Source organism: Ruegeria sp. HKCCA0370 (genome assembly GCF_013033705.1).
In the GTDB taxonomy this organism is placed as follows: domain Bacteria; phylum Pseudomonadota; class Alphaproteobacteria; order Rhodobacterales; family Rhodobacteraceae; genus Ruegeria.
Genome location: NZ_WQEP01000001.1, coordinates 878013 through 903153 on the forward strand (window position 1 = coordinate 878013; position 25141 = coordinate 903153).

Annotated in this window: 27 protein-coding genes; 15 read left to right on the plus strand and 12 right to left on the minus strand. The window is 57.2% G+C overall.

Going from position 1 to position 25141, the window contains the following annotated elements:
• Positions 1 to 41: 41 nt before the first annotated feature.
• Positions 42 to 716, minus strand: coding sequence for a PAS domain-containing protein (locus tag GOW31_RS04410; protein WP_171168158.1), 675 nt, complete (start codon positions 714 to 716; stop codon positions 42 to 44).
• Between the two features lie 245 nt (positions 717 to 961).
• On the opposite strand from GOW31_RS04410, the gene GOW31_RS04415 reads away from it, so the two are divergent.
• The 11 genes from GOW31_RS04415 (at position 962) to GOW31_RS04465 (ending at position 11413) form a co-directional block, all read left to right on the plus strand.
• A complete protein-coding gene (locus GOW31_RS04415; protein WP_171168683.1) occupies positions 962 to 1852 on the plus strand; it encodes a YicC/YloC family endoribonuclease in 891 nt (296 codons plus the stop codon).
• A 17-nt stretch (positions 1853 to 1869) separates the two neighbouring features.
• On the plus strand, positions 1870 to 2511 hold the full coding sequence (gene gmk, locus GOW31_RS04420; protein WP_152457986.1) for a guanylate kinase: 642 nt from the start codon (positions 1870 to 1872) through the stop codon (positions 2509 to 2511).
• The gene (locus GOW31_RS04425; RefSeq protein WP_171168160.1) at positions 2508 to 3032 is read left to right on the plus strand and encodes a gamma carbonic anhydrase family protein; all 525 of its coding nucleotides are present in this window, start codon (positions 2508 to 2510) and stop codon (positions 3030 to 3032) included. The genes gmk and GOW31_RS04425 overlap by 4 nt, the downstream gene beginning before the upstream one ends.
• A gap of 27 nt (positions 3033 to 3059) precedes the next feature.
• Positions 3060 to 4100, plus strand: coding sequence for a cell wall metabolism sensor histidine kinase WalK (locus GOW31_RS04430; protein WP_171168162.1), 1041 nt, complete (start codon positions 3060 to 3062; stop codon positions 4098 to 4100).
• Positions 4101 to 4294: 194 nt separating this feature from the next.
• Complete coding sequence (locus tag GOW31_RS04435) at positions 4295 to 5335, plus strand: substrate-binding domain-containing protein (protein WP_171168163.1); 1041 nt, start codon at positions 4295 to 4297, stop codon at positions 5333 to 5335.
• 92 nt (positions 5336 to 5427) lie between these two features.
• Positions 5428 to 6900, plus strand: a complete 1473-nt coding sequence (gene pstC, locus GOW31_RS04440; protein WP_171115917.1) for a phosphate ABC transporter permease subunit PstC — start codon at positions 5428 to 5430, stop codon at positions 6898 to 6900.
• The gene (gene pstA / locus GOW31_RS04445) at positions 6897 to 8228 is read left to right on the plus strand and encodes a phosphate ABC transporter permease PstA (protein WP_171168166.1); all 1332 of its coding nucleotides are present in this window, start codon (positions 6897 to 6899) and stop codon (positions 8226 to 8228) included. Before pstC ends, pstA begins: the two co-directional genes overlap by 4 nt.
• Before the next feature lie 12 nt (positions 8229 to 8240).
• Positions 8241 to 9038 (plus strand): phosphate ABC transporter ATP-binding protein PstB, encoded by a 798-nt coding sequence (gene pstB / locus GOW31_RS04450; RefSeq protein ID WP_171168168.1) that lies wholly within the window; start codon positions 8241 to 8243, stop codon positions 9036 to 9038.
• 16 nt (positions 9039 to 9054) lie between these two features.
• Positions 9055 to 9756 carry a phosphate signaling complex protein PhoU gene (phoU, locus tag GOW31_RS04455; protein WP_171115921.1) on the plus strand — a complete coding sequence of 234 codons (702 nt, stop codon included), beginning with the start codon at positions 9055 to 9057 and terminating at the stop codon, positions 9754 to 9756.
• Between the two features lie 12 nt (positions 9757 to 9768).
• A complete protein-coding gene (gene phoB, locus GOW31_RS04460; protein WP_152457978.1) occupies positions 9769 to 10458 on the plus strand; it encodes a phosphate regulon transcriptional regulator PhoB in 690 nt (229 codons plus the stop codon).
• Positions 10459 to 10645: 187 nt separating this feature from the next.
• Entirely contained in the window at positions 10646 to 11413 is a 768-nt protein-coding gene (locus GOW31_RS04465; protein ID WP_171168171.1) for an SDR family oxidoreductase, read from the plus strand.
• Here the strand turns inward: GOW31_RS04465 and GOW31_RS04470 are convergent.
• Positions 11410 to 12279 (minus strand): acyl-CoA thioesterase II, encoded by an 870-nt coding sequence (locus GOW31_RS04470; protein ID WP_171168174.1) that lies wholly within the window; start codon positions 12277 to 12279, stop codon positions 11410 to 11412. The genes GOW31_RS04465 and GOW31_RS04470 overlap by 4 nt on opposite strands.
• A 51-nt stretch (positions 12280 to 12330) precedes the next feature.
• The gene (locus GOW31_RS04475) at positions 12331 to 13563 is read right to left on the minus strand and encodes a serine hydrolase (protein ID WP_171168176.1); all 1233 of its coding nucleotides are present in this window, start codon (positions 13561 to 13563) and stop codon (positions 12331 to 12333) included.
• 197 nt (positions 13564 to 13760) lie between these two features.
• Between GOW31_RS04475 and GOW31_RS04480 the strand changes: the two genes are divergently transcribed.
• Positions 13761 to 14390, plus strand: coding sequence for a 2-hydroxychromene-2-carboxylate isomerase (locus GOW31_RS04480; RefSeq protein WP_152457975.1), 630 nt, complete (start codon positions 13761 to 13763; stop codon positions 14388 to 14390).
• 28 nt (positions 14391 to 14418) lie between these two features.
• Here the strand turns inward: GOW31_RS04480 and GOW31_RS04485 are convergent, their stop codons facing one another.
• Positions 14419 to 15237, minus strand: coding sequence for an SDR family oxidoreductase (locus GOW31_RS04485; protein WP_171168178.1), 819 nt, complete (start codon positions 15235 to 15237; stop codon positions 14419 to 14421).
• A gap of 456 nt (positions 15238 to 15693) precedes the next feature.
• Here GOW31_RS04485 and aroQ point away from each other — a divergent pair, with 456 nt between their 5' ends.
• Together aroQ and GOW31_RS04495 are read left to right on the plus strand one after the other, a co-directional pair.
• Positions 15694 to 16143, plus strand: a complete 450-nt coding sequence (aroQ, locus tag GOW31_RS04490; RefSeq protein ID WP_152457974.1) for a type II 3-dehydroquinate dehydratase — start codon at positions 15694 to 15696, stop codon at positions 16141 to 16143.
• Positions 16140 to 16895 (plus strand): autoinducer binding domain-containing protein, encoded by a 756-nt coding sequence (locus tag GOW31_RS04495; protein ID WP_152457973.1) that lies wholly within the window; start codon positions 16140 to 16142, stop codon positions 16893 to 16895. The genes aroQ and GOW31_RS04495 overlap by 4 nt, the downstream gene beginning before the upstream one ends.
• Before the next feature lie 366 nt (positions 16896 to 17261).
• Here GOW31_RS04495 and tsf read toward each other — a convergent pair whose 3' ends face one another.
• From tsf to GOW31_RS04520, 5 genes are all read right to left on the minus strand, one after another.
• Complete coding sequence (gene tsf / locus GOW31_RS04500; protein WP_171115937.1) at positions 17262 to 18137, minus strand: translation elongation factor Ts; 876 nt, start codon at positions 18135 to 18137, stop codon at positions 17262 to 17264.
• A 76-nt stretch (positions 18138 to 18213) separates the two neighbouring features.
• On the minus strand, positions 18214 to 19014 hold the full coding sequence (rpsB, locus tag GOW31_RS04505; protein WP_152457971.1) for a 30S ribosomal protein S2: 801 nt from the start codon (positions 19012 to 19014) through the stop codon (positions 18214 to 18216).
• A 166-nt stretch (positions 19015 to 19180) separates the two neighbouring features.
• Positions 19181 to 20035: a 1-acyl-sn-glycerol-3-phosphate acyltransferase gene (locus GOW31_RS04510; RefSeq protein ID WP_171168180.1), complete on the minus strand. Its 855-nt coding sequence runs from the start codon at positions 20033 to 20035 to the stop codon at positions 19181 to 19183.
• Positions 20022 to 20777, minus strand: a complete 756-nt coding sequence (locus tag GOW31_RS04515) for a GNAT family N-acetyltransferase (protein ID WP_171168182.1) — start codon at positions 20775 to 20777, stop codon at positions 20022 to 20024. The genes GOW31_RS04510 and GOW31_RS04515 overlap by 14 nt, the downstream gene beginning before the upstream one ends.
• A 108-nt stretch (positions 20778 to 20885) precedes the next feature.
• On the minus strand, positions 20886 to 21068 hold the full coding sequence (locus GOW31_RS04520) for a DUF3553 domain-containing protein (RefSeq protein WP_050602459.1): 183 nt from the start codon (positions 21066 to 21068) through the stop codon (positions 20886 to 20888).
• Positions 21069 to 21111: 43 nt separating this feature from the next.
• On the opposite strand from GOW31_RS04520, the gene GOW31_RS04525 reads away from it, so the two are divergent.
• Complete coding sequence (locus GOW31_RS04525) at positions 21112 to 21708, plus strand: histidine phosphotransferase family protein (RefSeq protein WP_171168185.1); 597 nt, start codon at positions 21112 to 21114, stop codon at positions 21706 to 21708.
• Here GOW31_RS04525 and GOW31_RS04530 read toward each other — a convergent pair.
• Genes GOW31_RS04530 through obgE form a run of 3 tightly spaced genes read right to left on the minus strand, consistent with a single transcriptional unit; the run spans position 21705 to position 25128 of the window.
• Positions 21705 to 22967, minus strand: a complete 1263-nt coding sequence (locus tag GOW31_RS04530) for a glutamate-5-semialdehyde dehydrogenase (protein ID WP_171168187.1) — start codon at positions 22965 to 22967, stop codon at positions 21705 to 21707. The two genes, GOW31_RS04525 and GOW31_RS04530, sit on opposite strands and share 4 nt — an antisense overlap.
• 32 nt (positions 22968 to 22999) lie before the next feature.
• Positions 23000 to 24106, minus strand: coding sequence for a glutamate 5-kinase (gene proB / locus GOW31_RS04535; protein WP_171168189.1), 1107 nt, complete (start codon positions 24104 to 24106; stop codon positions 23000 to 23002).
• Positions 24094 to 25128 carry a GTPase ObgE gene (gene obgE / locus GOW31_RS04540; RefSeq protein ID WP_171168191.1) on the minus strand — a complete coding sequence of 345 codons (1035 nt, stop codon included), beginning with the start codon at positions 25126 to 25128 and terminating at the stop codon, positions 24094 to 24096. The genes proB and obgE overlap by 13 nt, the downstream gene beginning before the upstream one ends.
• Positions 25129 to 25141: the final 13 nt, after the last annotated feature.

Consider the following 25141-nt stretch of genomic DNA (forward strand, 5'->3'; position numbering starts at 1 on the left):
GCCATCGGCCCGCTGTTTCTGATCACAGCAATCGGCAGGTCTCAGTCGTCGCGAGACACCACCAGATGAAGATGGCTGGCAGAGCGTTTGAATTCGCGTTGTTCCTCGGCAAAACCGTCCACAGGGCGGCGCTGTGTGGGCGCGGGCACCTGAATTTCAGAAACCGGTTTGATCCGCGTATCGGTCAGTGAAAACCGGCGCGGTGTCTTGCCGATTGCGCCATCGGCGATCATGACCCCCAAAACACGACTGACATCCCCAAGGTCACTTTTCAGCGGCAGAAGGATCATCCGGGCCTGCATCCGGGTACGTCCCAACACCCCGCCCGAGTTCAGACTCAATTCGGCAACAGCCGGGGACGCAAACACCTGCTCCAGTACATCCTTGGTCTGCGCGCGGGCATCGGGTTGAAAGAACGCGGTCAACGGCATTCCCCGCACTTCCATACCTGCAAGCGCGTTCAGATGGCTGCCTGCCAGACGAAAACGGGCCAGGCCGGGTGCGATGCGTTCCAGGATGAAAGTGTATTCAAGAACATTCTCAAGACCGCGCGGGTCGATTTGAGACCGCATCGGCACGCTGTCGCCGCTCAACAATGCGGTCCAATACGCCTCGGCCTGGCGGATCGGCGATAGGCTGCGCCCACTGTCAAAGCGATCCATTGCGACGATCTTTCCAAATTCTGACCCGGAACCTATCCCGAAAAAGGTTTTCATTTTCATTACCCTACCGTCAATTGGCCGCCTTTTTCATAAAATGCAACACATTGGAAGCATCTGCGGCCCGCAAACCATTGCTATAGGCATTTTGACTCGGGTTAATTCAATTTTGGAGCAATTCTTTAACGAATGGTTAACTTGCGCCAAACAATTGCGTCGTCAGCAAACTCTTGCTCTGCACCAGTCAATAGCATTAGGTGCGGCACATGCTCGAAACAGCAGGGGAACAGGAAAGGGCCATCATGATCAGATCCATGACCGGGTTTGCCTCGGGGAAGGGAACTTTCGGCCCGCACAGTTGGTCGTGGGAACTTCGCAGCGTAAATGGCAAGGGGCTGGACATGCGTCTGCGCGTGCCCGACTGGTTGACCGGCCTCGAAGTCGCGTTGCGGGCGTCCCTGTCCAAATCCCTGAGCCGGGGAAACGTGACCCTGTCGATGCGCTTGAACCGCGAGGATTCTCCCCCGGAACTGGCCTTGAACGAAACCGCGATGGCTGCGGCCCTGACGGCTCTTGAGCGAACTGAAGCGCGGGCAGCTGCGCGCGGCATCACGCTTGCGCCGTCGCGTGCGTCAGATCTTTTGGCGCTCAAGGGGATGATGGATGCAGGAACCGAGGCCGACGATCCGGCTCCGCTTGTTGCTCATCTAACGTCCGAATTCAAAGATCTTCTGGCGGCGTTCATAGATATGCGCAAAGCCGAAGGGGCAGCTTTGGCCGCTGTCTTGAACACGCAACTGGATCAGGTCGCGGAGCTGACGGCGCAGGCCGCAGAGATTGCCGAGCAACGCAAGGACAAGATGACCGAGGGGCTGCGCGAGAATCTCGCGCGGGTGCTGGAGAATACGCAGGGCGCGGATCCCGATCGTGTCGCGCAAGAGCTTGCGATGATCGCGGTCAAGGCGGATATCACCGAAGAAATCGACCGCCTGACCGCGCATGCGGCGGCCGCTCGTGAGTTGTTGGCACAGGACGGGGCCGTGGGCCGCAAGCTGGATTTCCTGATGCAAGAGTTCAATCGCGAAGCCAACACGCTGTGTTCCAAGGCGCAAAGCTCGGACCTGACATCGGTCGGGCTGGAACTGAAAGCGGTGATCGATCAGATGCGCGAGCAAGTGCAGAATGTGGAATAAGAATGGGAACGACTGACATGGCGGACCGCCGAGGCCTACTAATCATCCTGTCTTCTCCGTCCGGAGCGGGCAAATCGACCCTGGCCAGACGGCTGATGGCCTGGGATACGGATCTGGAATTCTCGATCTCGGCGACGACCCGTGCCCCGCGCCCCGGGGAAGAGCATGGGCGCGAGTATTTCTTCCTGTCCGAGGACGAGTTCAAACAGCAGGTCGCTGATGGGCAGATGCTGGAACACGCCCATGTATTCGGAAACTTCTATGGTTCGCCTGCCGAGCCGGTCAAAAATTCGATCAATGCCGGTAAGGACGTATTGTTCGACGTCGACTGGCAGGGTGAAGTGCAGATCCGAAACTCGGATCTGGGCAAACACGCGTTGTCGATCTTCATTCTGCCGCCGTCCATCCCCGAGCTGCGCCGCCGGCTGGAAACACGCGGGCAGGACAGTGATGACGTCATCGCCCGTCGAATGCTCAAAAGCTGGGATGAAATCAGCCACTGGGGCTATTACGACTACGTCCTGATCAACGATGACCTCGAGGCAACCGAAGAAAAGCTGAAAACCATCGTCAGCGCGGAACGGATGCGCCGCATTCAGCAACCCAGGTTGCAACAGCACGTCCGCAAGTTGCAGAGAGAATTCGAGGGACTGTCATGACCATTTATGCTTTGGGAGAGCAAGCTCCGCACATTCACGAGGACACCTGGGTCGCGCCGGATGCCAATCTGATTGGCAAGGTTGTGCTGGAGCAGGGGGCCTCGGTCTGGTTCGGCTGTACGATTCGCGCGGATCACGAAGAAATCCGGATCGGCGAGGGCAGCAACGTTCAGGAAAACTGCGTGATGCATATCGACGCCGGCTTTCCCCTGACGATTGGTCGAAATTGCACCATCGGGCACAAGGTGATGCTGCATGGCTGCACCATAGGCGAAAACACGTTGGTCGGAATGGGCGCAATCGTCCTGAACGGGGCAAAGATCGGTCGGAACTGCCTGATCGGAGCAGGGGCCCTGATCACCGAGGGCAAGGAAATCCCCGACAATTCGCTTGTCATGGGATCGCCGGGCAAGGTCGTGCGCCAGCTGGATGAGGCCGCAGCCCAAAGGATCACGTTCAGTGCGCTGCACTATCAGGAAAACATGCGCAAATTCCGCGAAACCCTGAAACCTGTGCTTTGACGCCACGGAATGAGTGGGTTTTGACGCATGACCGAAGACGTTCTTGAGGACATTGTTCTTGCGATCCCGCTGCCGGCGCTGATGGTGGATCAGACCGAACGGATCATTGCCGCGAACACAGATGCAACGTCCCTTCTGGGCCAGAACATTGTTGGACGTCATTTTGCGACCATATTGCGACAGCCACAGGTTCTGGACGCGATTGAGCAAAGCCTGACAAGCAGAAGCGCAAAGAAAGCACGTCATCTGTCAAATGACGGTGCGCAGGACACAACATACACAGTTGAATGCAGATACATGAACGGGGTCGCTTCCGAAGGGGCCGTCATGGTCACGTTTCAGGATACCACCCATCTGGAGCACGCCAGCCAGATGCGGAGGGACTTCGTGGCCAATGTCAGCCATGAATTGCGCACGCCGTTGACTGCCTTGATGGGGTTTATCGAAACCCTGCGCGGTCCGGCCCGGGATGACCCCGCCGCGCGTGACCGGTTCCTCAAGATCATGGCCGACGAGGCCAACCGGATGAACCGTCTGGTCGGGGATCTGTTGTCGTTGAACCGGGTCGAAAGCGAAGAACGTGTGCGACCCAGGCAACAGCTGGAACTTACCGGACTTCTTCAATCCACGATAAACTCGCTGCGGCCCCTTGCGGAGGATGCTGGCGTGGTTTTGTCGCTGGATGTGAAAAACGGCCCGCTTTCAGTCACCGGTGACGGCGACCAGTTGCGGCAGGTTTTCACCAATCTTATCGAGAACGGGATCAAGTATGGCGCCAGTGGTGGTAGTGTTACGGTACGTGTCCTGCCGGCGGACAGGGATCCGGCGATGCGCGGCCCGGCTGTCCGAATCCAGTTCATAGACAAAGGGCCCGGCATAGATGCCGTTCACCTGCCGCGCCTGACAGAGCGATTCTATCGCGCCGACAGCCACAGGTCGCGGCAGCTGGGTGGAACCGGGCTTGGCCTTGCGATCGTGAAGCACATCGTCAATCGCCATCGTGGAAGACTTCGTGTCGAAAGCGAATTGGGAAAAGGTTCTGTTTTTACGGTCATTTTGCCCCGTTGAAACAACTTGGAATGCAAGTTTGCTTTTAATCTGACCCCACGGGGCATTGGCTGTTCCAGGGGTCAAACGCAAAAAAATGCCCTGCTGTCATAAAACCGTTACGCATGTGTCACAAAAGGCTTACGCACGCCCCATAGGGGTCCCCGCAGGATCATCATGGTGGTGATCAAGTACACCTTTTCAGGGAGACTGAAATGTCCTTTGTAAAACTGTCGGCATCTGCGCTGGCTATCGCTGCCGTCTCGGCGACCACTGCTGCGGCGCGTGACAATGTTCAGATCGCCGGTTCGTCGACCGTTCTGCCTTATGCCTCGATCGTAGCCGAACTGTTCGGTGAAAACACAGACTTTCCAACTCCGGTTGTTGAATCCGGCGGTTCGTCGGCTGGTCTGAAGCGTTTCTGCGAAGGCGTCGGCGAAAACACCATCGACGTTGCAAACGCGTCGCGCGCGATCCGTGAAAAAGAGATCAAAGCCTGTGCCGAAAACGGCGTGACCGACATCATGGAAATCCGCATCGGTTATGACGGCATCGTATTCGCTAGCCAGCAGACCGGGCCTGCCTTCACCGCGTTCGAACCGTCCGACATTTTCAACGCTCTGGGTGCAAAAGTTCTGAAAGACGGCGAGATCGTTGACAACCCGTACAACACCTGGGCCGAGTTCAACCCAGAACTGCCCGATGTTGAAATCGCAAGCTTCATCCCGGGCACCAAGCACGGCACCCGCGAAGTGTTCGAAGAAAAAGTTCTGCTGATCGGTTGTGAAGAAACCGGCGCCATGGAAGCCATGATCGCGGGCGGCATGAGCGAAGACGACGCTGAAGATGCCTGTCTGGCGGTTCGCACCGATGGCAAATCGGTTGATATCGACGGTGACTACACCGAAACCCTGGCGCGCATCGACACCAACCCCAACGGTATCGGCGTGTTTGGTCTGGCGTTCTACGAGAACAACACCGACAAGTTGAAGGTTGCCACCATGTCGGGTGTCGCGCCGTCGACCGAAACCATCTCGACCGGCGAATATCCGGTTTCTCGCCCGCTGTTCTTCTACGTGAAGAAAGCTCATATCGGCGTGATCCCGGGCCTGAAGGAATACGCGCAGTTCTTCACCCATGACGAAATCGCCGGTCCCTCGGGCCCGCTTGCCAACTATGGCCTGGTCGCCGATCCTGAGCTGGCAAAAACTCAGGACGCGATCGCCAACGAAGTCACCATGGGTTCGGGCAGCTGAGCCTGACACTGTTCTAATGCAAATAGGGGCGACGGATCAGTCGCCCCTTCACTGTCTTTTTACTACTCGCAATCGAAGGCAATGGGGGTGTCATGCCGATACTTTGGCTCTTTCTGATCGTTTCGGCGATCGCGGCTGTCGGCTATCTGTTGGGACGCACACGCGCACTGCAAAACGCAGATGGTGACAGTCGGAATCTGCATTCCCTGCCATCATTTTACGGCGCAAACGTTGCGCTGAAGACACTTGTTCCGGCCTTCGGTCTCTTGATCGTGTGGCTGTTGGCGCAGCCTTTCTTCCTCAATGCGCAGGTGTCGGACATGATACCGGACTCCGTGATAAAGGAAGGTTCCTCCCGCAGCCTGGTGATGGCCGAAGTACGCCGCACCGCCGCCGGGCTGGACAATGCGGTCGCGCAAGGAAACCTGACCGAGAACGCCGCCAGTGATGCCGATGCAAATATCGCCGAGATCACACAGCTTTTGAAGGATGCGGGGCAGGTGGTGACCTCGGACATCACTCAACCGGTATTGCGCGCTGCGCAGAGCTATCGCGCCATGAGCTCGACCGGGTATGCGATCATGTCCATTGCCGTTGTCGCGGTTGCCTTGATCGGTGCCGTAGCGGGCTGGTTGCAAACCAACGCCGAATACCGTGCGCGCAACGTTGTGGAACAGGGGGTTCGTGTCCTGCTTCTGGCGGCCGCGTCGGTTGCAATCCTCACAACGGTGGGCATTGTCCTGTCTCTTGTGTTCAACACCTGGGAGTTCTTCAAACTATACCCGGCGTCAGATTTCTTTTTCGGCATGACCTGGGCGCCCAGCTTTTCGGGCCGAGGCGGGTTGTCCGAACTTGGTATCTTGCCGCTGCTGTGGGGGACGCTCTACATCTCTGTCGTGGCATTGCTGGTTGCGGTGCCGATCGGGTTGTTCGCCGCGATCTATCTCAGCGAATACGCTTCGTCCCGCTTGCGGTCTGTCGCCAAGCCGCTGCTTGAGGTGCTGGCGGGGATTCCGACCATCGTTTACGGTCTCTTCGCTTTGTTGACCGTTGGCCCGCTGCTGTTGGATGTTTTTGGTGAAAGCGGCCTGGGCTGGATGAAAGCCGGCACCGCCGTCATGACTGCGGGTCTGGTGATGGGGATCATGTTGATCCCGTTTGTCTCATCACTGTCTGACGACATCATCAACGCGGTGCCTCAGGCCATGCGTGACGGTTCCTACGGTCTTGGCGCCACGCAATCGGAGACCATCCGTCAGGTCGTTCTGCCCGCCGCGTTGCCCGGTATCGTCGGCGCGATCCTTCTGGCGGCATCGCGCGCCATCGGCGAGACCATGATCGTGGTTCTCGGGGCAGGGGCCGCGGCCCGCCTCAGCCTGAACCCGTTCGAAGCCATGACAACCGTGACAGCCAAGATCGTCAGCCAGTTGACGGGGGACGCCGACTTTGCCTCGCCCGAGGCGCTGGTCGCCTTCGCACTTGGCATGACCCTTTTCATTCTAACCTTGGGGCTCAACGTGTGTGCCCTGTATATCGTGCGCAAATACCGGGAGCAGTACGAATGACCGACACCAGTATGCAAAGCCCCCAATCCGGTCGCCATACGATCTCGCTTACGGCTTCGGATGAACGCACGAAAAAACGTGCCAAAGCCGAGAAACGGTTCCGTGCTTATGGCATCGCCGCAATCGCAACCGGTCTGTTCTTTCTGGTTGTTCTGTTCGCTTCGATCCTGTCGCAGGGGATTCCGGCCTTCCAGCGCACGGTCGTCAGCATTGATTTCACACTGACCGAACCGCAGCGGGACGAGGCCGAAGGGGCCCTGTTCAAGACAAAAGTCTATTCCAACCTGTTCGTCGCTCAGTTGAACAGTGAACTTGCTGAACGCGGGATCAGCGTTGATTTTGATGAGGCCGCGATCGAGCGTCTTTTGGGTAAAGTCGGCGGGACGATCCGGACCTTTTACACCGAAAACCCCGACAAGCTGGGTGAGGCGGTCAGTTTCGATCTGGCGGCATCCAGCCGGGTGGACGGATACTTCAAAGGCCGCGTTTCCCGCGACACGATACAGGACAGCCGGTTTCTGCAAAAAAGCGATCTGGATCTGGTCGATGCGCTGGAACAGGCTGGCATCATCAAGCAGGCATTCAACTGGCCCTTCATCACCGGCGCGGACGCAGGCGTGGACAACCCCGGCGGCGCAGGCATCGGTGTCTCGGTTGTGGGATCATTCTTCATGATGCTGGTCGTTCTTTGTCTGTCTCTGCCGATTGGCGTTGCAGCTTCGATCTATCTCGAAGAATTTGCGCCGCAGAACAAGTTGACTGACCTGATCGAAGTGAACATTTCGAACCTGGCCGCGGTTCCGTCCATCGTCTTCGGTATTCTGGGCCTGGCCGTTTTCATTCAGTTCATGCATCTGCCGCAATCGGCACCGCTGGTCGGCGGTCTGGTTCTTACCCTGATGACGCTTCCGACGATCATCATCTCGACCCGCGCGTCCTTGAAGGCCGTGCCTCCGTCGATACGCGACGCGGCGCTTGGGGTAGGAGCGTCGAAAATGCAGGCGGTGTTTCACCACGTGCTGCCGCTGGCTGCGCCGGGCATTCTGACAGGTACCATCATCGGTCTGGCGCAAGCCTTGGGTGAAACCGCACCTCTTTTGCTGATCGGCATGGTGGGGTTTGTCGCACGCGGATATCCCGACGGCTTTCTTGCAGGCTTTACCGAGCCGAATTCAGCCATGCCCGCCCAGATCTATACATGGGCCGCACGTGCTGACGTTGGCTTTTACGAGAAGGCGTGGGGTGGGATCATCATACTTTTGATGTTCCTGCTGACCATGAATATCATCGCAATCATCTTGCGCCGCCGCTTTGAACGCCGCTGGTAAATGGGGGCTGGAATGAACGACATGACACGAGTGGAGAGAACCGTGGACTCCAAAGACATCAAGATCAACGCCAAGAACGTACAGGTTTTCTACGGTGAAACCCATGCCATCAAGGACGTGAGCGTTGAGATCGAAGACAAGACCGTCACGGCATTCATCGGGCCATCTGGTTGTGGCAAGTCCACCTTCCTGCGCTGCCTGAACCGAATGAATGACACCATCGATATCTGCCGCGTCGAAGGCGACATCCTGCTGGATGGTGAAGACATCTATGACAAGCGTGTCGATCCGGTCCAGTTGCGCGCCAAGGTCGGAATGGTGTTCCAAAAACCCAACCCGTTCCCGAAATCGATCTATGACAACGTGGCCTATGGCCCGCGCATTCACGGCATGGCCCGCAACAAGGCGGAACTGGATGAAATCGTGGAAAAATCCCTGCGCCGCGGCGCGATCTGGGATGAGGTCAAGGATCGTCTGGATGCACCGGGCACCGGCCTTTCCGGCGGCCAGCAGCAGCGTTTGTGCATCGCCCGGGCCGTCGCCACCCAACCCGAAGTTCTGTTGATGGACGAGCCGTGTTCGGCCCTTGATCCGATTGCGACCGCACAGGTCGAAGAGTTGATCGATGAACTGAGGTCGCGGTTTTCTGTTGTGATCGTCACCCACTCGATGCAGCAGGCGGCACGGGTCAGTCAGAAAACGGCCTTTTTCCACTTGGGCAATCTGGTTGAATTCGGTGAAACCGGCCAGATCTTTACCAATCCGATAGATCCGCGCACGGAAAGCTACATTACAGGCCGTATCGGCTAAGCACAGGTATCTGACAATGAGCGAACAACATATTGCAACTGCTTTTGACCGCGACCTCGAGGCGATCCAAGCGCATATCATGAAGATGGGCGGTCTGGTCGAGGCCGCCATCATAGGCGCGGCCCGCTCGCTGGAAACCCGTGACGAAGAGTTGGCGCAAGAGGTGCGAAAAGGCGACAAAGCTATCGACGCGCTTGAAGAGCTGATCAACGAAGAAACGGCCAGGTTGATTGCGCTGCGGGCACCCACGGCCAGTGACTTGCGTCTGATCCTGTCGGTTCTGAAGGTATCCGGCAACCTTGAGCGCATTGGCGACTATGCCAAGAATATCGCCAAACGAACCACGGTTCTGGTCAATGCCAGCGAGATCAACGGAAGCGCTGCGGCCCTGCGCCGTATGGCACGCGAGGTCGAACGGATGCTGCGTGATGCGCTGGATGCCTACATTCAGCGCGATGCGGAACTGGCCACAGACGTCATCAACCGCGATGAAGAGGTTGACCAGATGTATAACGGCCTGTTCCGGGAGTTTCTGACTTTCATGGCCGAAGACCCGCGCAATATCTCGGCCTGCATGCACCTGCATTTCATCGCCAAGAACATCGAACGCATGGGCGATCACGTAACCTCGATCGCTGAACAGGTCGTGTATCTGGTAACCGGCGACCGCCCGGCCGAAGCCCGGCCCAAGGCTGACAACACGTCGCAAACCGTTTAGGAGACGAGCGAGATGTCCGCAGATCAACCTACCGTTTTGGTTGTAGAGGATGAAATGGCCCAGCGTGAGGTTTTGGCTTACAACCTTGAAGCTGAAGGGTTTCGGGTTTCCAAGGCTGGCAACGGCGAAGAAGCCATGCTGTTGGTTGACGAAGACTGCCCGGACATCATTGTTCTGGACTGGATGATGCCCAATCTGAGCGGTATCGAAGTCTGCCGACGCCTGAAAAGCCGCCCGGACACGCGTTCAATCCCGATTATCATGTTGTCTGCGCGGACCGAGGAAGTCGACAAAGTTCGCGGTCTTGAAACCGGCGCAGATGATTACGTGGTCAAGCCATATTCCGTGGTCGAGCTGATGGCGCGCGTTCGCACGCAATTGCGCCGCGTCCGTCCTTCGACCGTTGGTTTGCGCCTGGAATTCGATGACATCATTCTTGACTCCGAGACGCACAAGGTCAGCCGGGACAACAAACCCCTGAAACTCGGGCCGACCGAGTTCCGTCTTCTCAGCACATTCATGGAAAAGCCGGGCAGGGTCTGGAGCCGCGAGCAATTGCTGGACCGGGTTTGGGGTCGCGACATCTATGTCGATACCCGAACCGTTGATGTGCATATCGGGCGATTGCGCAAAGCTCTGACGCAATATGGCGGGACCGATCCAGTACGAACCGTCCGAGGCGCTGGATACGCCTTGGGATAACCACATCCTGCGTATATGGCGCCAAAATCGTTTGAATTTTGACAGGAGCCGTATTTGTGGGTGGCGCCTCCGTGGCGGCATTCGAGTGTTCGTATAATCGGTATTATGGTAATTAATGGCCGCTTGTAACTTGGCAGCAAAGTGAACACTCTGCCCAGAACACATAAGACTTGTTTTGGAATGCGCCATGGAGCTCAGAAATAGAACTGTCATCGTGACCGGTGCCGCAGATGGCATTGGCCGGGGTTTGGCGGAACGTTTTGCTCAGGAAGGTGCGCGCGTCATCTGTTCGGATATTGACGAAGCCGGAGCCCGTGAAGTCGCAACCCAAACTGGCGGCGTTGCCTTCACGTGTGACGTCTCGGATGAGGAACAGATCAAGGCGTTGATTGATTTCACTGAAGATACTGTTGGCCCAATTGATCTGTTCTGCGCAAATGCCGGCATCCTGACGCTTGGCGGTCTGGATGTTCCCGATGATCAATGGGAAAAAATTTGGAAAATCAACGTGATGTCGCACGTGTGGACCGCGCGCCATTTGGTGCCTCGTATGATCGGTCGCGGCGGCGGATATATTCTGACGACGGCCTCTGCGGCGGGTTTGCTGAACCAACCGGGTGCAGCGCCATACGGTGTCACGAAACACGCGGCGGTCGGATTTGCCGAGTGGCTGTCGCTGACATATGGCGCCAAAGGTCTGCGGGTTTCGGTTCTTTGTCCTCAGGCGGTTCGGTCAAAAATGACTGAAGGACATGAGGTTTCAGTGGCATCGATCGACGGAATGCTGGAGCCCGATGACGTCGCTGAAACCTGCGTACAAGCCATCCGGGAAGAACGATTTCTGGTTCTTCCGCATCCGCAGGTTTTGGATTATCTGCAACTCAAAGCGGCTGACTACGATCGCTGGCTGGGCGGGATGCGAAAGTTGAATCAACAGTTTACGCCAGATACTTAACGTTTTCTCTGAACCTTCCTCATAAGACCTTCCTGAGCCACCGACGCGACCAGGGTTCCGTCTTCTGAATAGATCGATCCGCGATTGAAGCTGCGTCCCTGCCCCGTCCACGGAGAATCCATCACATACAGATGCCAGTTCTGAAATTTCACAGGTGCATGAAACCACAAAGCATGGTCCAGACTGGCGCCGTTGAACTCTCCGGAAAACCAGCTCAGCCCGTGCGGTCGCAAACCTGACGACATCAGGTTCATATCAGACGCATAGGCCAAAAGCAGATGTTGAGTTTTCGCGTCCGCAGACGCGGCAGCCGCCATGCGAAACCAGGTTTTATTGCGGTCGTCCGACACTTCGGGGTTGAACGGATCCAGATGATCCACCTCCCGCACTTCGATCGGGCGTTCACGCAGAAGCTCACCGCGAAAACCTTCGGGCACACGATCCACATATGCGTGTCGAAGCTCGGAACGCGACGGGTATGTCTGTGGAGGATTCACGGGTGGCATCGGATGCTGATGATCCCAACCTTCATCCTGAACGTGAAAGGAAGCTGACATATTCAGGATCTGCTTGCCATTTTGAATGGCAACAACGCGACGGGTTGTGAACGACCCACCGTCACGCGCCCTATCCACCTGATAAATAACAGGTTTACCTGGATCCCCGGGGCGGATGAAATAGGCGTGCAGGGAATGGCACAACCGGTCTTCCACGGTTCTGTACGCCGCGGCCAGGGCCTGCGCAATGACCTGACCGCCGAAAATTCGGGTTGGTGTTTCTCCACCCGATCCTGTGCCGCGGAAAAGATCGACTTCAAGTCGTTCGATATCCAGAAGGTCCAGTAAGATGCGTTCCGCTTCGGTCATTGTCTGCTCATGGGCTAATTGATCGAAACCCGGGTATCAGCCTGAGCAAAATCATTCAATCATGGCGGCGTGCACTAAGGCCTTGAGTTCAGCCCGGGATGGATAGGAACTGGACGGCGACAATTGCGTGAAGAACACAGCCGTCAGATCGTTCTGCCAGTCGATCCAGAAATAGGTCGAGGCCATGCCACCCCAGCTGAAATCACCAACGGATCCGGGCACGCGCACCCGACCCGGGTTGAGGACAATCGACCCTGCAAGGCCAAATCCCATGCCTTCCATGGGCTGTTCTGCAAAGCTCTTTGGTCCCATCGAAGCTATATCGCCCGGCAAGTGGTTGCGCATCATGAAGTCCACCGTTTTCGGGCCAAGCAGTTGATGCCCGTTGCCGGACCCGCGATTGCGAAGCATGTCGACGAATTTGACATAGTCATCGATTGTGGAAACCAGCCCGCCGCCGCCCGAGAACGTTGTCGCATTCACAAATGGAGAAGCTTCGTGGGCATCCACCAGCCGCAAGGTATCGCCTCCCTGATCTGCGGAATTCAACGCCATCGCGTCGCCGGCCAGCGGCGTATAAAGCGAGGCGAACCGGCCCCCTGCCCCGTCGGGCACGGAAAACCCGGTTTCGCGCATCTCGAGGGGCGCCAAGATTTCCTGCCGGAAGAATTGTTCCAGGGTCTGTCCCGAGACGACCTCGACAACGCGCCCAAGCACATCGGTTCCAACCGAATATTCCCACCGTGTTCCGGGCTGGAAAGCCAAGGGAAACTCTGCCAGTTCACGTACGCGATCTTTCAGAAGGCCCTGATTTGGTTTGAATATAAGGTCCTTTTCATCCATCGCCTCCGGCAGGACCCCGGGGTTGAACGGATAGCTGAAACCGCTGGTATGGGTCAGCAACTGATGAAGGGTCGGGCTTGCCGCGTCCTCGGTTTGATCCAGCTTGTCCGCGCCGGTTACCAGAGCCTGCATCTGTTTGAACTCGGGAAGGAAATCCGACAGCGGTGCGTCGAGGTGAAACAGCCCACGTTCCGCCAGCATCATCAAGGCAACAGACGTAACGGGTTTGGTCATCGAGTAGATGCGCACCAGCGTATCGCGTTGGAACGGCAAGTCCTCTTCAAGATTTCGCAGGCCGCTGGAGTGGAAAAAGACCTCATCCCCCTTGTGCTTCAGCAAAAAGGAAGAGCCCGCGTATTTGCGCTGCTCAACATAGCGGTCCATCCAGATGCGAATCCAGTTCAGGCGCGTTTCATCGAACATGACTTGTTTTCGAAGCATTTTTGAGTTCCACCAGAAGTTGACTAACATCGTGTACGCGTAGGGCCTGAAACAACAGCAAAACCCGGGCTGAAATGAATGGTTATACAAGCAGAGCCAAGAGGCACGCCTTAAATCCAAGTGATACAGTGAAACCGTCACAGATTCGCTTGTAAATTGTTGGACGGCGACGTGCCGGATTGGCCTGGAGGAATAGCATGACGCAAAGCATAGATTTCGTTTACGATTTTTGCAGCCCAAATGCCTTTCTGGCCCACAAGATGCTGCCAGAGCTGGCCGCGCGGCATAATGCCAAGATCAGGTATTCCCCTGTCCTTCTGCCCGTTGTTTTCAAGGCAACGCACAACCAGAGCCCGTTTCAGGCGTTTTCCGAAAACCGCCAGAAAACCGCCTATCTTACTCATGACTTGCATCGGTTCGCGCGGCGTCGCGGGCTGAGCTTTCACATGAGCCCGCATTTTCCGATCAATACGAAATTTGCGATGCGCGGCGCCCGGTTCGCTAGTGGTAAATCATGGGAAATCAAATACATAAACGCCATCTTTGATGCCATATGGGTGCATGGCCAAAAGGCGGATGAACTGGCCGTTCTGATTGACATTCTACAGGAAAATGAACTGCCGGTTCGCAAGCTGCGCGAGGCCATGACAAGCCCTGAAATCAAACAGGATCTGAAGGATCAGACCAAATCGTTCGTGCGCCGCGGCGTTTTTGGCGTTCCCAGCCTGTTTTACGGCTCTGAAATGTTCTTTGGCAAGAACAGCTTGCCGAACCTGGAAATTGAACTGTCGAAAAACAAGAAACGACACAAATCCAACACGTTGTGAACGGGATCGGTTTTGATCGCAGCGCGACTTAGAAAGCTTCGGCAAAGATATTGCCCGACGTTACAACGTTGATCCCACCAGAAACCGGGATGATCGAACCGGTTACATAACTGCCCCCGCGTCCACACAGAAACAGCACGCACCCCGCTATATCTTCATCACAGCCGACGCGCCCAAGAGGCACTGACTTGCCGACCTTTTCACGCTTGTCCTCATCCGCCGTAGCAAAGGCTGTCATCCGCGATACGAACGGCCCCGGAGCCAGCGCGTTGACCGTCACGTGGTAGGGCGACAGTTCCTTGGCCATGATTTTTGTCAGATGCAGAACCGCAGCTTTCGAGGCTGAATAGCTATAGGCGCCATCCCCCATGGGAACCTCTCCCATCACGGATCCAACATTCACGACCCGGGCCGGATCGTCTGCGGTTCCGGATTGCATCAACATCGGCAGCAGCCTCTGGGTAAGCTCGAATACCCCGGCCACGTTGACCGACATCACCTTGTCCCACGCGTCATAAGGAAACTGGCCCAAGGGTGCCCCCCAGGTCACGCCAGAGTTATTCATAAGAATATCAAGCCCTTCCGTCCGGTTCTGAATGTCCGAAACCAGTTTGGCGATATTTGCCTCGCTGCCGATGTCTCCGGCAAACCCTTCGGCACTTCCCGGTGCCTCCAGCGCATTCAACTCGGCGGCGGCCGCGACACAGGCGTCCCCGTTTCGAGAAGCGATCAACACGCGCGCGCCGGCCCTGACCAACGCCTCTGCGGCCATCCGACCGATACCCGTGGCGCCTCCGGTGACCAATGCGGTTTTGCCGGGCAGCGAGAAAAGGGTATCGGGGGTCATTGTCGTGTTCCTCTGCTAAATCTGATTTCGGTTGCATTCCGACCCGGTTCAAAGCCTCGTTGTCTTTACGGCAATTAGCCGCCCGCTGCGTTGGCACGAAACCGGGTTGCACCAAAACTCCACATGACAATCTTCAATCGCATCAGAGACGGTTTGCAAGGATTACTCAGCGTCGCAAAGCGCCGGCTGGTAAGCCCGGATAGTTCCAATGTTCCGATACTGATACCGACGACGATGCGCCCGAAAACCTGTTTTCCGGCAATCGAAAAACGGACGTAAATGTACGGCCCAAGTCCAAACGGACGCGCGGTGTCGTCGTGTCGAAGGACTGAACTTGGTTTCCTCTTCCATCTCAAGGTCTGTTTTCAGGGCAACTCTCTGTATTCAATCCACCAAAGTCAGGTAGACAACCCGGCCTTATCGCGTCTATGAACCAACTATGGGGATCGTGAAAACATGCATAACGTTTTGGTATTGAATGGCCCAAACCTCAACCTGCTTGGAACACGGCAGCCCGAGGTTTACGGCAGTACGACACTACATATGATCGAGGATCGTTGCGTTCAGCATGGCGCCTCCATTGGGCTGGACGTCACCCACCTGCAATCCAATCACGAAGGTGTGCTGCTTGACGCCATTCACGCGGCCCGCGGTGTACAAAGCGGGCTGATACTGAACGCAGGCGCGTTCACGCATACGTCGATTGCCCTTATGGATGCGATTGCATCGGTGGAACTGCCGGTTGTCGAAGTGCATCTTTCCAACATTCATGCCCGGGAAACGTTTCGGCACAGGTCCTACATAGCCCCTGTCGCACTGGGTCAGATCTGTGGATTCGGTGCCCACAGCTATATCCTCGCGCTGGATGCGCTCGCGGCTCATCTGAAAGCAGGCAGCACGACATGAAGCTCAAGGAATATCTTCGGTTTGTCAGCTACGCCAAAACCCTGGAAGACCTGTGGGATGCACATTGCCGCCAAATGGCTGAATTTGGTTTTACCCGCCTGATCTATGGGTACACGCAATTCCGGACGGCCACGTCTCTGGGTGATCCAGAAGATTTCGTAATCTTGACGAACCACAAACGGGCCTATGTGGACGGGTTCATCAAGGATGGTCTGTATTTTCACGCTCCTATGTTGAAGTGGGCCTTGGACAACGAAGGCGCCGCCAGCTGGAAAATGTTGCAGGACATGAACTCGGGCGGGACGATGACCGCGAAGGAACGCGAAGTTTTCGAGTTCAACAAATCCATGGGCGTGGTTTCCGGTTATACCGTCAGCTTCAACTCGGTTTCCATGCGCTCGAAAGGGGCGATTTCCCTGTCGGCCAATAATGGGTTGAGCCAGGAGGATGTGGATGCGGTCTGGGAAGAGCACGGCGACGACATTCTACTTATGAACAATGTCGCCCACCTGAAAATCCTGACATTGCCGTTCCATCCGCCGAACCGGGCACTTACCAAACGCCAACGCGAAGCTTTGCAGTGGGTTGGTGACGGGAAAACCACTCAGGACATCGCGCTGCTGATGGGTCTGACATCTGCAACGGTGGAAAAGCACCTGCGACTCGCGCGCGAGGCGCTTTCGGTCGAAACGACGGCGCAAGCGGTTCTCAAGGCGTCACTGCACAACCAGATGTTCATTATGGAAGCATAACCGCAATATTTTGACGCTATCCCGCGTCAGTTTACCCTAGGTAAGGAAATCACTACTTTTCAAACCAATCGGAAAAGTTGCAAAGTGAGAGTGTTCCGTGAGTGGTGGCTTTAGCCAGGGAACATTGGATTGGATCTTTGCAATAACAAAGCTCTCCGATCACTCTGACAAGGGGGCGCCTATTTGTCCGCGTACCGGTGTCGGAAATTTGGGGGGCCTCGACCATCCCCATCATGCGGGGCCCTCCAATTCTTCTCTACATTTCAGAATTTTGAAATCCGCCGATGGCAGAAAAAAGGGTTACGCAGTGCGTAACCCTTTAGATTTGTTGGGAAAGGCCGTTGCTGGTACTTTCCCTGTGCCCTTTTAGCCTTGCGCGGCTTTGGCGACTTCGGCGGCGAAATCTTCTTTTTCAACCACGATGCCTTCGCCAACTTCCAGACGGATGAAGCCAGTGATGGTCGCGCCTGCTTCCTTGGCCGCTGCTTCGACGGTCAGGTCAGGGTTCACGACAAATTGCTGGTTCAGCAGAGTCGATTCCGCGACGAATTTCTTCATGCGGCCTTCGATCATCTTTTCGATCACCTGCTCCGGCTTGCCGGATTCGCGGGCGATGTCCATCTGGACTTGCTTTTCTTTCTCGACAACTGCCGGGTCCATGTCTGCTTCGGACAGGGCCGCCGGGTTCACAGCCGCGATGTGCATTGCAACCTGCTTGCCAATCGCTTCGTCGCCACCGGTCAAAGCAACCAGAACGCCGATTTTGCCCATGCCGTTGGTGGCCGCATTGTGGACATAGGACACAACGGTGTCGCCCGACAGTTTCGCCATGCGACGCACCGACATGTTTTCACCGATGGTGGCGATTTTGTCGGTCAGGGTGTCCGCAACGGACTTACCGCCCAGATCTGCTGCCAGCAGTTCCTCTACATTGTCGACGCCTTCAGCCGCATATGCAATCTTGCCGACCATTTCCTGGAACTCGGCGTTTTTCGCGACAAAGTCGGTTTCCGAGTTCACCTCAACAGCAACACCGCTGCCGCCATCGACGTGAACTGCAACCAGACCTTCAGCTGCGGTACGGCCCGATTTCTTGGCCGCCTTGGCCAGACCTTTGGTGCGCAGCCAGTCAACGGCTTCATCCATGTTGCCGCCGGTTTCAGTCAGCGCTTTTTTCGCGTCCATCATGCCTGCGCCGGTCGAGTCGCGCAGTTCTTTAACCATTGCTGCTGTGATTGCCATCTTTAGGCTCTCCTCAATTCAAATGGAATTGGGGCAGGTCTACCCTGCCCCATATGTCATTTACGTGACGGGCAGCTTACGCTTCGGCTTTGGCTTCCGGAGCAGCTTCTTCAGCGGGTGCTTCTTCCGCAACGGCTTCTTCAACCGGCGCTTCTTCGAATTCACCCAAATCAACGCCAGCGGCACCCAGCTGAGCGGTCATACCGTCCAGAGCGGCACGTGCGGCCAGATCGCAGTACAGCGAGATCGCGCGTGCTGCGTCGTCGTTGCCGGGGATGATGTAATCAACACCGTCGGGCGAGCAGTTGGTGTCGACAACAGCCACGACCGGGATACCCAGCTTGTTGGCTTCGGCGATGGCCAGTGCTTCTTTCTTGACGTCGATGACGAACAGCAGGTCAGGTACGCCGCCCATCTCGCGGATACCGCCCAGCGATGCTTGCAGCTTGGCCTGGTCGCGTTCCATGCCCAGACGCTCTTTCTTGGTCAGGCCTTCGGCGCCCGATTCCATCGCTTCGTCGATCTGGTTCAGACGGTTGATCGACTGGGAAACGGTTTTCCAGTTGGTCAGCGTGCCGCCCAGCCAGCGGTGGTTCATGTAGTACTGAGCCGACTTTTCAGCGGCTTCTGCGATCGGGCCAGCAGCCTGACGCTTGGTACCAACGAACAAAACGCGGCCACCTTTGGCAACGGTGTCACGAACGGCCTGCAAAGCCTGGTCCAGCATCGGAACGGTCTGGGTCAAGTCCATGATGTGGATGCCATTGCGCGAGCCGTAGATGAACGGGCCCATGCGGGGATTCCAACGCTGTGTCTGGTGGCCGAAGTGAACGCCAGCTTCCAGCAGCTGACGCATGGTGAACTCGGGAAGAGCCATGCTATGTTTTCCTTTTCCGGTTTACGCCTCGGCGGGGGTGAAAGAAGCGAATGCTCCAACCGGCGGGCCAGATAGGGATGTCTCCCCCACAAGGCCCAAACCCCGCCTGCGGGTTTGAATGGCGCGCGTATACGGCAGGTTTGAAGGCAGCGCAAGGGTCAAAGCCTTATTTTTCAAGCCGCGCCAATGCATGCGCGTGGCGCACTGCCGCCTCGCAATGGGCCGCCAGTTCCTTGCGGTTGGCGAAATCCCTGACCCGGGCGGGAGCGTGATAGATCAGCTCAACGGACCCCTGCCTGCGCGCGCCCAATGTCTTGAGCAGATGGGGCGCGAAATCCATATCGCCCCACCAGCCATAGAACCGGTCAGGCTGACCTTTCGGCGCGTGAAACACCACCGAGACCGGTTGAACATACATGAAATCCCGCAGCTCGTCTGCGAAGAAAGCGGCAAAGAGCGTTGTTTTAAATGGCAAAACACGCAATCCGTCGGTCGAGGTACCCTCGGGGAAAAACAACAGCTTATGTCCGGCCTTCAGGCGTTCTTCGAAGATCGCCGTCTGCTCGCGCGCCTTTTTGCGATCCCTTTCGATGAATACGGTCCCGGTGGCCCGTGCCAACCATCCGATACCCGGCCAGTTCGCAACTTCTGCCTTGGACACGAAGTAGACCCTTTTGCGGGCGTTCAGGGCAAAGATATCCAGCCAGGATGTGTGATTGGCGACAACGGCACCGTGTTCCTTCATCAACGCGCCCGAGCAGCGAAATCCGATTCCCAGGATTCGGAACGCGTTTCGGCACACGAACTGGCTGATGAACGGTGTAACGGGGCGACGAACACCACAAAGTGGCAACTCGATCAGTCGAATGGTCAACAGAACAAGGAGCCCACCGAACACAAGGATGGCCAAGGGCAAACCCCTCAGGATCACCAGAATCCAGCCGACAAAACCCAGTTCGATCGGATCCGGTGCATCCTCACTGTTCCAAAGCGGATCATTCACCGGATCAAGCCCCGCCATAGATGCGCTTCTGCCGCTCGTTCATACGGCTCGTATCCAGGATCAGGCACACATCGGTGGTGTTGAAGGAATGATCGATGAACGCCCCCTCACCCACAAACCCGCCAAGCCTCAGATAGGCTTTGATCAGGGCCGGAACCTGTACCATGGCACGGCGACGATCCAGCGCGTCCGGTGCGACAAGATCCATGGTCTGAAACACGCTCGGCTGGGCGCGCACCCGCAGGTCTGCCGGCGCCAGATGATTGTGATGCAGCATCGACAGCGGCTGGGCCAGTTCCTGAACATCCGTGCCGTGAAAGCTGGCGACGCCAAACAGAACTTCGATCTGGCGTTCGGCCACATAGCGAGAGAGACCATTCCAGAGATGATACATGGCCGTACCGCCCCGGTAGTCCCTGTGCAGGCACGACCGGCCCAGTTCTAGCAACTTACGGCCACTTTGCTTGAGAACGCTCAGATCGTATTCGTCTTCGGAATAAAACTGCCCCAATTCAGCGGCGCGATCACCCGGTAACAGCCTGTAAACGCCGACAACTTCTCCGGTCGCATCATCAATGGCCAGCATGTGATCGAAATAAGGATCAAACCGGTCCCGTTCCAGCCCGGCCACATGATCGACCAGCGCCCCTCCGCCGCCGAGTTCGCGCACAAATACGTCATAACGCAACCGCTGCGCTGCGCGCAGTTCGTCCTGGGTTTCCGCCAGTTTGATCGTGAACGAGAGGCCAGCGTCCGGCATGTCAGATTTATCAATCCTGTTTTATCAACGCGGCTGATACCTCAGTTCTTCGGGGGAAGGCAACAAGTGGAGATCTGGTCTTTTCCGTTAACTCTTCTTAAACCAGTTTCACGGATCAAAGACCGGCATCAGGGCGATGCGTGTTCCGTCGATTACCACTTTCCCCTGCTCGCGAAAGTTAACGGTGATCTTGCCTGCGATGTTGGACTGAACCTGTCCGACACCCCATTCGGGGAAATCCGGGTGGCGAACAAACATGCCCGGTGCAAGAATAGCATTCATGTCTGTCATTTGGGGCTTCCGGTTCCAGCGGCAGATACCGCAGGAGGTACGCATGGGCAACACGAACGTCAACCTGGCTGAATTGATCGGCTCACGGATCTGCCACGATCTGATCAGCCCGATCGGGGCAATCACCAACGGGCTGGAACTGTTGGACATGGTTGGCGCTGTCCAGGGCCCCGAGATGGAGTTGATCTCGGGCAGCGTCGGCAGTGCGGGCGCGCGTATCCGGTTTTTTCGGGTTGCCTTCGGATCAGCAGGAGAACAGCCGCTGGGCCGGGCCGAAGTGGCCGAACTGCTCAAGGACATCGAACGCACCGGACGGGTGCGGGTAAACTGGTTTATGACCGAGCCCATGCCGCGCAACCAAATCAAGCTGGCGTTCCTTGCGCTCATGTGCTGCGAAAGTGCCATGCCGATGGGCGGAGAGGTTGAGATCGAGAACCAAGGCACCAATTGGACAGTGACCGGAACTGCCGACAAGTTGAACGTAGACGATACCTTATGGAAACACGTTGCAACCGGCCGGTTTCCCAACAAGATTACCCCCGCGCAGGTCCAGTTCGCTCTGCTGCCGGAAACGGCAAATGCGATGGGTCGACGCGTTTCCGTGGAAACCGCCGCGACCCGCCTTGTGCTGCGTTTTTAATTCCGAATTGTTCCGTTCCCGCGCACCAGATATTTGAAACTGGTCAACTGTGCGGCCCCCACCGGGCCGCGGGCATGCATTTTGCCCGTGGCGATACCGATCTCGGCGCCCATCCCGAATTCACCACCATCGGCGAACTGAGTCGAAGCGTTGTGCATAAGGATCGCGCTATCCAAACGCTCAAAGAAACGGGCCACGGCCGTGTCATCCTCGGTCATGATACAATCTGTATGGTTCGACCCGTAATGCTGGATATGCGCAATGGCAGCATCGATATCGGCGACGGGCTTGGCCGCGATCACGCTGTCCAGAAACTCTTTTCCCCAATCCTCCGCCGTCGCGGGAATTGTACCCTCGACCGCAAGTGCGCCTTCGGCGTGAACCTCGACCCCTGCTTTCAGCAACGCGGCAATCACGTCACGCCCCAGCGTTTCGGCGATGTCCTGATGGATCAGCAGGCATTCGGCAGCGCCGCAGATCCCGGTACGGCGTGTCTTGGCGTTCAACACCACGTCCAGCGTTTTCTGCGGATCAGCGGCCTTGTCGACATAGATGTGCACGATGCCTTCAAGATGGGCAAAAACAGGCACACGGGCCTCACGCTGGACCAGCCCGACCAACCCCTTGCCGCCGCGCGGAACGATGACGTCGACATAGTCGGTCATGGTCAGCAATTCCTGAACCGCCGCACGGTCACGTGTCGGCACCAGTTGAATCGCATCTTCCGGCAGATCGGCGGCCTTCAGCCCCTCGACCAGGCAGGCATGAATCGCTGTCGAAGAATGAAAGCTCTCGGAGCCGCCGCGCAGAATGACCGCATTTCCGGATTTCAGACACAGCGCACCTGCGTCGGCCGTGACATTGGGGCGGCTTTCATAGATCACGCCGATCACACCCAGCGGGGTGCGTACGCGTTGGATTTTCAATCCTGTCGGGCGGTCCCATTCGGCCAGCACTTCGCCCACCGGATCGGTCTGATCAGCCACTGCGCGCAGACCATCGACCATGCCCTGAACACGCGCCTCATCCAGCATCAGCCGATCCATCATCGCCGGGCTCAGACCTTTCTCTCGGCCGAACTCCAGATCCTTCCGGTTGGCTTCGATGATCTGCGCCCGATTGGCCCAAACCGCGTCGGCCGCTGCAATCAGGGCGGCATGTTTGCGTTCTGGGTTTGCAAAAGCCAGATCGCGCGATGCCGCTTTGGCACGTTTCCCAAGATCAGCCATCAGAGCGGGAATGCTGTCGAAATCTTTCATGTCGCGTGCCTTTCAGGTCGTCTTTTCAGTATTTACAGGGCCAGATCATCCCGGTGAATCAAAGCCGCACGACCGGGATATCCAAGTGTCGCCTCGATCTCGGACGACTTGCGCCCCTTGATCGCGTCAGCCTCCTGCGCGGTGTAACGGCTGATCCCCTGCGCCAGCCGGCGGGCCTTGGGGTCAAGGATCGCAACGGGGTCGCCGCGCCCGAAATCGCCGGTCACTTCGACAATACCCGCGGGCAACAGGCTTTTGCCATTTGCCAGCGCGTTGGCAGCCCCTTCATCGATGGTGATTTCGCCACGCGGCTTCATGGCTGAAATCCAACGTTTGCGCGCAGCATGCGGATCCAGCGTTGCGGTAAACCACGTCGAATTCGCTCCATTTTCCAGCGTTTGCAAAGGGTTCAGAACCGATCCTTCCGTGATCGCCATCGCACATCCGCCCGCGGTGGCCATCTTGGCGGCCAGCAGCTTTGTCTTCATTCCGCCCTTAGACAGGCCAGAGCCCGCATCGCCCGCCATGGCTTCGATCTCGGGCGTGATCTTGTCGATCGTTTCGAAACGCGTGGCCGAGGCGTCCTCGTTGGGGTTGCCCGAATAGAAGCCATCGACATCCGACAGCAGGATCAACTGATCCGCCCCCACGGTCACGGCAATTTGCGCGGCCAGACGATCATTGTCGCCATACCGGATCTCATCCGTTGCCACGGTATCGTTTTCGTTGACGATCGGCACGACACCCAAACCCAGCAGAGTTTCCAGGGTCGCGCGTGAATTCAAATAGCGGCGGCGATCCTCGCTGTCCTCCAATGTCACCAAAACCTGCGCCGTGGTGATCCCATGAGGTGTCAACGCCTCTTCATATGCGCGCGCCAGACGAATTTGCCCGACGGCGGCCGCAGCTTGCGACTTTTCCAACGGCAATGTCGCCATGGGCAGACCCAAAACGCCGCGGCCCAGTGCAATCGACCCGGACGAGACGAGGATTACATCTGTCCCCTGCCCCTTGAGCCATGCGACATCCTGCGCCAACGAAAACAACCATTCCTTGCGCAACAGGCCGGTTTCGCGATCAACCAGCAAAGCCGACCCGATTTTGACAACCAATCGGCGCGCTGAAGTCAGGGTTGCCAAGGCTGCGCCTCCTCAGCGGGTTTCTGACGCACACGACTGTCATCGATCTGGCCGCGCAGCGCGCGCAAAACCTCGGTTACACCTTGATGAGCAACACCGGACATCATCATCACCGGGCCGCCAACGGCCTCTTCAAGCTCGGCTTTGGCCAAATCACGTTCTTCGTCATCCAGCGCATCGACCTTGTTCAGGACGGTGATCCGGGGTTTCTGGGCCAGTTCGCCGCCATAGGCCTCAAGCTCGTTGATAATCGTGCGGTAGTCATCGGCAACCGTTTCCGAGGTACCATCGACAAGATGCAGCAGCACGGCGCAGCGCTCAACATGACCAAGAAAGCGGTCTCCGATCCCGCGTCCTTCATGCGCGCCTTCGATCAGGCCGGGGATGTCGGCCACCACGAATTCCACGTTGTCGACCCCCACGACACCCAGATTTGGGTGCAGCGTGGTAAACGGATAATCCGCGATCTTGGGCCGCGCGTTTGACGTGGCTGCAAGAAAGGTCGATTTGCCTGCATTTGGCATGCCCAGCAGACCCACATCGGCAATCAGTTTCAGACGCAGCCAGATCGTGCGGTCAATGCCAGCCTGCCCCGGATTTGCACGCCGGGGGGCCTGGTTGGTGGCCGATTTGAAGTGCAGATTGCCGAAACCGCCATTGCCCCCTTTTGCAAGTAGAACGCGCTGCCCCACCTCGGTCAGATCGCAGATGACGGTTTCTTCATCCTCATCCAGGATCTCGGTGCCGACAGGCACGCGCAGGACAATGTCATCGCCATCCTTGCCGGTACGTTGCTGGCCCCTGCCCGGCTGGCCGTTCTTGGCAAAGAAATGCTGCTGAAACCGGAAGTCGATCAGGGTGTTCAGCCCGTCCACGACCTCGGCCCAGACAGACCCGCCCTTACCGCCGTCCCCACCGTCAGGGCCGCCGTATTCGATGTATTTTTCGCGTCGGAAGCTGACGCAGCCGCTACCGCCGGCCCCGGACCGGATGTAGACCTTTGCAAGATCGAGAAATTTCATGGTCTGTCCCCTA

Bases quoted from the DNA above. Each gene is read 5' to 3' on its own strand.
- GOW31_RS04410 (WP_171168158.1), bottom strand. From the start codon at position 716: ATGAAAACCTTTTTCGGGATAGGTTCCGGGTCAGAATTTGGAAAGATC.
- GOW31_RS04415 (WP_171168683.1), top strand. From the start codon at position 962: ATGATCAGATCCATGACCGGGTTTGCCTCGGGGAAGGGAACTTTCGGC.
- gmk (WP_152457986.1), top strand. From the start codon at position 1,870: ATGGCGGACCGCCGAGGCCTACTAATCATCCTGTCTTCTCCGTCCGGA.
- GOW31_RS04425 (WP_171168160.1), top strand. From the start codon at position 2,508: ATGACCATTTATGCTTTGGGAGAGCAAGCTCCGCACATTCACGAGGAC.
- GOW31_RS04430 (WP_171168162.1), top strand. From the start codon at position 3,060: ATGACCGAAGACGTTCTTGAGGACATTGTTCTTGCGATCCCGCTGCCG.
- GOW31_RS04435 (WP_171168163.1), top strand. From the start codon at position 4,295: ATGTCCTTTGTAAAACTGTCGGCATCTGCGCTGGCTATCGCTGCCGTC.
- pstC (WP_171115917.1), top strand. From the start codon at position 5,428: ATGCCGATACTTTGGCTCTTTCTGATCGTTTCGGCGATCGCGGCTGTC.
- pstA (WP_171168166.1), top strand. From the start codon at position 6,897: ATGACCGACACCAGTATGCAAAGCCCCCAATCCGGTCGCCATACGATC.
- pstB (WP_171168168.1), top strand. From the start codon at position 8,241: ATGAACGACATGACACGAGTGGAGAGAACCGTGGACTCCAAAGACATC.
- phoU (WP_171115921.1), top strand. From the start codon at position 9,055: ATGAGCGAACAACATATTGCAACTGCTTTTGACCGCGACCTCGAGGCG.
- phoB (WP_152457978.1), top strand. From the start codon at position 9,769: ATGTCCGCAGATCAACCTACCGTTTTGGTTGTAGAGGATGAAATGGCC.
- GOW31_RS04465 (WP_171168171.1), top strand. From the start codon at position 10,646: ATGGAGCTCAGAAATAGAACTGTCATCGTGACCGGTGCCGCAGATGGC.
- GOW31_RS04470 (WP_171168174.1), bottom strand. From the start codon at position 12,279: ATGACCGAAGCGGAACGCATCTTACTGGACCTTCTGGATATCGAACGA.
- GOW31_RS04475 (WP_171168176.1), bottom strand. From the start codon at position 13,563: ATGCTTCGAAAACAAGTCATGTTCGATGAAACGCGCCTGAACTGGATT.
- GOW31_RS04480 (WP_152457975.1), top strand. From the start codon at position 13,761: ATGACGCAAAGCATAGATTTCGTTTACGATTTTTGCAGCCCAAATGCC.
- GOW31_RS04485 (WP_171168178.1), bottom strand. From the start codon at position 15,237: ATGACCCCCGATACCCTTTTCTCGCTGCCCGGCAAAACCGCATTGGTC.
- aroQ (WP_152457974.1), top strand. From the start codon at position 15,694: ATGCATAACGTTTTGGTATTGAATGGCCCAAACCTCAACCTGCTTGGA.
- GOW31_RS04495 (WP_152457973.1), top strand. From the start codon at position 16,140: ATGAAGCTCAAGGAATATCTTCGGTTTGTCAGCTACGCCAAAACCCTG.
- tsf (WP_171115937.1), bottom strand. From the start codon at position 18,137: ATGGCAATCACAGCAGCAATGGTTAAAGAACTGCGCGACTCGACCGGC.
- rpsB (WP_152457971.1), bottom strand. From the start codon at position 19,014: ATGGCTCTTCCCGAGTTCACCATGCGTCAGCTGCTGGAAGCTGGCGTT.
- GOW31_RS04510 (WP_171168180.1), bottom strand. From the start codon at position 20,035: ATGGCGGGGCTTGATCCGGTGAATGATCCGCTTTGGAACAGTGAGGAT.
- GOW31_RS04515 (WP_171168182.1), bottom strand. From the start codon at position 20,777: ATGCCGGACGCTGGCCTCTCGTTCACGATCAAACTGGCGGAAACCCAG.
- GOW31_RS04520 (WP_050602459.1), bottom strand. From the start codon at position 21,068: ATGACAGACATGAATGCTATTCTTGCACCGGGCATGTTTGTTCGCCAC.
- GOW31_RS04525 (WP_171168185.1), top strand. From the start codon at position 21,112: ATGGGCAACACGAACGTCAACCTGGCTGAATTGATCGGCTCACGGATC.
- GOW31_RS04530 (WP_171168187.1), bottom strand. From the start codon at position 22,967: ATGAAAGATTTCGACAGCATTCCCGCTCTGATGGCTGATCTTGGGAAA.
- obgE (WP_171168191.1), bottom strand. From the start codon at position 25,128: ATGAAATTTCTCGATCTTGCAAAGGTCTACATCCGGTCCGGGGCCGGC.